The 5,484-nt window shown below is 53.4% G+C and carries 5 protein-coding genes and 1 tRNA gene; 4 read left to right on the top strand and 2 right to left on the bottom strand.

Translation table 11 applies throughout. The annotated features are described in order from the left end of the window. Positions 1-443: zinc-binding dehydrogenase (locus tag ACESLU_RS10930; RefSeq protein WP_372638682.1), on the top strand; the 443-nt coding region annotated here is incomplete at its 5' end. A 67-nt stretch (positions 444-510) separates the two neighbouring features. Here the strand turns inward: ACESLU_RS10930 and ACESLU_RS10925 are convergent. Next, positions 511-583 (bottom strand) — tRNA-Phe (locus tag ACESLU_RS10925). Positions 584-652: 69 nt separating this feature from the next. Further along, complete coding sequence (recJ, locus tag ACESLU_RS10920) at positions 653-2,374, bottom strand: single-stranded-DNA-specific exonuclease RecJ (protein WP_372638681.1); 1,722 nt, start codon at positions 2,372-2,374, stop codon at positions 653-655. Positions 2,375-2,959: 585 nt separating this feature from the next. On the opposite strand from recJ, the gene hslO reads away from it, so the two are divergent. The 3 genes from hslO to ACESLU_RS10905 form a co-directional block, all read left to right on the top strand. Next, positions 2,960-3,865: an Hsp33 family molecular chaperone HslO gene (gene hslO, locus ACESLU_RS10915; RefSeq protein WP_372638680.1), complete on the top strand. Its 906-nt coding sequence runs from the start codon at positions 2,960-2,962 to the stop codon at positions 3,863-3,865. A gap of 7 nt (positions 3,866-3,872) precedes the next feature. Next, positions 3,873-5,171, top strand: coding sequence for an NAD(P)/FAD-dependent oxidoreductase (locus tag ACESLU_RS10910; RefSeq protein WP_372638679.1), 1,299 nt, complete (start codon positions 3,873-3,875; stop codon positions 5,169-5,171). Between the two features lie 96 nt (positions 5,172-5,267). Further along, a partial coding sequence (locus ACESLU_RS10905) for a CopG family transcriptional regulator (RefSeq protein ID WP_372638678.1) occupies positions 5,268-5,484 on the top strand: 217 nt, incomplete at its 3' end.

Below are 5,484 nucleotides of genomic sequence, written 5' to 3'. Positions count from 1 at the left end.
TGGAGCAGGAACCCTTTCTGAAGGAGATCGGGGCCGCTTCGGTCATCCACCGTAACGAAGTACAGGATCGCAGCTCCAAACCACTGCTCGGCGGCCGGTGGTCCGGCGTGATCGAGACGGTAGGGGGGCGAATGCTCGATACGGCCCTTCGGCAGACGCAGCCCAACGGTACCGTTGCCTGTTGCGGTAACGTGCTGGGGCACCAGCTGCAGACCAGCGTGTACCCATTTATCCTGCGGGGCGTCACTCTGGCCGGCATAGACAGCGGCCACTGTCCCATGAAGCTTCGCCGGCAGCTTTGGAAACACCTGGGGGCTTCCTGGAAGCCCGGTCGCCTGAGGGAGATCAGCCGCACCTGCTCGCTTGAGGAACTCAACAGCGAAATCGATCTCATCCTGGAAGGGGGACAGGTCGGACGGGTGGTGGTGGAGCATGAGGAGTGAGGGCTCGTCATAGCCATCCCCACACAACAAAAAAGCCCTGCAACTCGATGAGTTACAGGGCTTTGCGTGGGACCGGGCGGAATCGAACCGCCGACACCACGATTTTCAGTCGTGTGCTCTACCGACTGAGCTACAGTCCCATTCGCTTGCGCTAAGAGTTGCCAAATATAAAATCTTTTCAGCTTTATAAAAAGGATCAATCCGTTTTTCTACGGATTTTCTTGCCGCAGCTGCACGTCCCGCAGCCGCAGCTGAAGCGTCCGCCGCCCATTCCAGTTGTTTTCTTCCAGCGAGTAGGCGATGTTCATCTTCTGATCCTTTTCATTGCGAATGACGGGCAGGTATTCGTGCATGTTGAACCCGATCACGTCAAAAGTGCCGGAGCCGTTCTGGGCGACTTTCATTTTCAGGTGACCCGAGCCCACAATGGTCGGCACGCCCACCACCCGCACGTCCTTGCTGACAAAAATAGGGCGGAGGTTGCCCGGGCCGAACGGCTCGAACTGGCTGAGCAGCTTCCAAAAGCGCATATTGACGTTGCTCAGGTCCAGGTCGCAGTCGATGGACAATTCGGGCTTGAAATCCTGTTCCGTCAGCCGCTCCGAGGCAATCCTGTTGATACGCTCACAAAAAGCTTCGTAGTTCTCCTCGGCTATGGTCAGCCCCGCCGCATATTTGTGTCCCCCGAACTGTTCGAGCAGGTCCTCACACTCCTTGAAGGCCTTGTAGATGTCAAATCCCTCGATGCTGCGGGCCGAGCCCTTGATCTTGCCGTCCACAGTGCTGAGCATAATAGCGGGACGTCCGTAGGCATCCACCAGGCGGGAGGCCACAATGCCGATCACGCCCAGGTGCCAGTCGGGGTTATGCAGTACCATCGAGGAAACCTTGTCCAGGTCGTACTGCTCGTCGACAATGGTTTTTGCCTCTTCCATCGTCTGACTGTCTTCATCGCGGCGGGCGATGTTGATGCTTTCCAGCTCTTGAGCCCTCGCCCGGGCTTCGGCGGCTGTTTCGGCAATCAGCAGCCGCACGGCTTTGGAAGCGTCCCCCATACGTCCCGCCGCATTGATACGCGGGCCCACGGAAAATACAATATTCGACGTCGAAACGGATCCGATCGACAGGTTGATGAGGTCCGCCAGCGCCTTCAGTCCGATCCGTGGATCGCTGTTAATCTGTTTAAGTCCCTCGCGCATGAGAATACGGTTTTCGTCCACCATCGGCACGATATCAGAGGCAATAGAGATGGCCACGAGGTCCAGAAATTTGAAAGCCACTTTTTTGCTGAGACCCAGCTTCTGAACGGTGCCCTGTACCAGCTTAAAGCCTACCCCCGCCCCCGATAGTCCGTCAAAAGGGTAGGAGCAGTCCTCGCGCTTGGGATCAAGCACTGCCACCGCATCCGGGATCGCATGACCCACGTTGTGGTGATCGCAGATAATCAGGTCGATCCCCTGCTCCCTGGCGCGTTTTGCCTCTTCAATAGCCGTAATACCGCAATCCACCGAAACGATCAGGTCGGCCCGTGATTCTGCGGCATGCCGGATCCCTTCCGGGTTGATGCCATAGCCCTCCTTAAAACGGTGGGGGATGTAGAAGTCCACCTCAACGCCGAATTCTTTCAGAAACAGATATATTACAGAGGCAGCGGTGGTGCCGTCCACATCATAATCACCGTACACCAGTACCCGCTCGCGATTACGAATGGCCTTTGCCAGGCGTTCCGTCGCCGCATCCATATCCCTCATCAGAAAAGGATCGTGGATGCTGCTTAAACTTGGTCTGAAATATTTTTTGGCCCGATCATAAGAGTCTATACCCCGCAACGTCAGCAGGTGGGCCACCTTCTGGGGAATACCCAACTCCTGCTGTAACGCAGATACAGCCTCCTCGTTGTCGGGCGTTGAATACACCCATCGAAAAGACATAATTATCGTTATCTGTTTTTTTGTTTTTTGTCATAAATAGTCGGCAGCGGTCAAACTGCACAGCTATGCGACCCGCGGATCCGGGGCGTTTGAATAGAAACTGACTTGCTTCTATAAAGATACAATTTCACAGATAAAAATCATCATTTTAATGATGATATCTTTCACACCGTGAGAGGAAAAAACCTCTTTTTTGCACCTTCGTCCATTCGCCTTCCAATTTTGATTCCTCACCCAAGAAAGTTCCAGTTAGGGAGCCGCAGCGCACGCCAGGCGCTGAGTTTTCTCAGTCTTGATCTTTTACGCTCCTTTTGGGTCAAGCCACAAGGAGCAAAAAATCGAAATTGAATTCAACAACCCAAAAAACTGTTATAAGGCAGGTGTTCTCGTACACTGAACAATACGGAGTAAAAAGAGTATGAGTATTATTCACGGTATCCACACATCAGAAGGTTATTTTATGTGGCGTTCCCCGTACCAATATAATACAACAATGCCCGTTATTATTCAGGAAAGCGATTACGCTTTGTATAAATCATACCATTTTTCTGTTCAACCATAAGAGTACCCATCACTATTACTACTATGATTTCCAAAAAAGATTTTATCCATAAAGACCGGATGATCAAGGGCATAAGCACCAGCGGCGATATTAAAATTTCGGTCGTAAAGACGACGGATGTGGTCAAAACGGCTCGCCGAAAACACAATCTGTCCCTGCTCAATACCGTCCTTCTCGGCCGGGCGTTAACCGCCACCATGCTGATGGCCTCCGAACTCAAGGGTGAAGAGCGCATCCGGATGCGGGTCGAAGGGAAGGGACCCGTGGGACTGCTGGTAGCGGAAGCGAATCGCGTCGGTGAGATCCGCGGCTACGTTCAGCATCCGGAGGTGGAACTGGATTATACCAACGAGCAAACAAGTTTAAGTGACGGACTCGGGGTGGGTATACTGACCATACGCAAGACCTTGTACAATGAGGCCGAGCCCCGTACCAGCAGCATCGAGCTGGTCCGTGGTAACATTACGGATGATGTGGCGTACTATATGGTGCAGTCCGAGCAGGTACCCTCTGCGGTATTGCTCGATGTGGGACTTGACGGACAGGGCCGGATCACCGAAGCGGGGGGCGTGCTGGTACAGCGTATGCCCGACGCACCAGAGGGCCGTATTGAGGCGATGCAGGAAAATTTGCTTCAATTTGATTCCATAAGTGAATTACTGGCATCGGGCCATTACATTGATGATATCATGGAAATGGTGATGGAGCCGGGGGGCGTCAAAGAACTGGACCGCCAGCCGGTCGATTTCTTCTGCCGCTGTACCCGCAAACGATTTGTCAATGCCCTGGCTATGCTCGGTCCCAACGACCTGAAAGAGATCAGTGACGAGGGACAGGAACTGGTGTGCCATTTTTGCAACGAAGAGTACCAGGTCTCAAAGAGCGAAATCGAGGAGCTGCTGATGCAAACAAAAGCCAAAATGAACTGACCAATCCATGGCAGATCGCAAGCATGTCGTTATCGTCGGCGGGGGATTCGCCGGTATCTCGGTGGCCAAAAAACTAAAGAAGGCGGAAGTCGACATAACGCTTGTTGACCGGAGCAACCACCACCTTTTTCAGCCATTGCTCTACCAGGTGGCGACAGCGGCCCTCTCGCCGGGCGATATCGCCACTCCTATTCGCGCCATACTGGGACAGCGCAAAGGCATGCGGGTGCTCCTCGGCAAGGTAACGGATGTCAACCGCGGCCAGCGATTTATTGAACTTAAAAACGGTCGTAAAATCAGTTTTGACTACCTGGTGCTGGCCCCCGGCGCTCAATACAACTACTTCGGCAATGAAGAATGGCCGGAGCATGCCCCCGGATTAAAGTCCATCGGAGATGCCCTGCAGGTCCGCGAGCGCATTCTGTTATCGCTCGAAGAGGCCGAACAGCTGGAAGACCCCAAATTACGGGAGCCTTACCTAACCTATGTGGTCATTGGCGGCGGTCCCACGGGCGTGGAGATGGCCGGAGCCATTGCCGAGATCGCCAAACGCAACATGATGCGTGACTACTCTACCTTCAGTAAAAACGAGACGCGGATCTTCCTGGTGGAAGCCGCCCCGCGCATTCTCAACGGCTATCCCGAATCGCTGGCCGAAAAGGCGCGGGAAACCCTTGAGGAAATGGGCGTTCGGGTGTTACTCAATACCCCGGTCACCGATATCGGCGAAAGAGAAGTCTCCTTTTCGGAGGGTACTATTCAGACGCCGAATATCATCTGGGCAGCCGGGGTGTCCGCCTCTCCCCTGCTCACCTCTCTGAAGGCGGAGCAGGACCCCACGGGGCGGGTGATGGTGGAGGAAGATCTCTCGCTGGCTGACGATGATCATATCTTTGTGATCGGTGATGCGGCCCATAAAGAAGATGCGAACGGAAATCCGCTGCCTGCTCTCGCGCCGGTGGCCATGCAGCAGGGGGATTTTATCGGGGAGCTCATCAAAAGGGAAGCCGCCGACCCGGCAACAGAACGAAAAGCGTTCTCCTTCACCGACAAGGGGACCATGGCGACGGTGGGACGCGCCAAGGCGGTGGCCGATATCCGCGGGTTTAAATTCAGCGGCTTTATTGCCTGGATTCTCTGGTCGGTCGTCCACATTTTCTTCCTGATCGGTTTTCGCAACCGCTTCCGGGTATTTGTGGAATGGATGTGGCACTACCTGACCTTCAACCGGGGCGTGCGGCTTATCACGGACCGGAAGAGTAATAAGGAAGATGAAACTGACCGGCCGCAACGGACATACGAGTGAAGCTTTGCCGGTTGAGCGTGTGCTGTGTCATATCACTTGTTAATTACGGTCAAATAGTATACATATACTTATATGCATTACATTAGAGAGTAAGATATGAAACGCACCCAAATATATCTCACGGAGGAAGAGCAACAGGCCTTCGACAGGCTTTCCGAGCAGAAAGGCACCAGCAAAATTAATAACGTTCAATTTAAAACATTTCCCAATGGTAGTACTGAAGGAGGCACCATATTGAAGCAGTTTTACCTATCTAACATGAGTTTATATTATAAACGTGTTGTGCAGTTAACTGACCTTTCAGCGTCCCTGC

This window comes from Fodinibius sp. (assembly GCF_041642155.1).
Lineage (GTDB): Bacteria > Bacteroidota > Rhodothermia > Balneolales > Balneolaceae > Fodinibius.
This window is presented reverse-complemented; position numbering and strand designations above follow the sequence as displayed.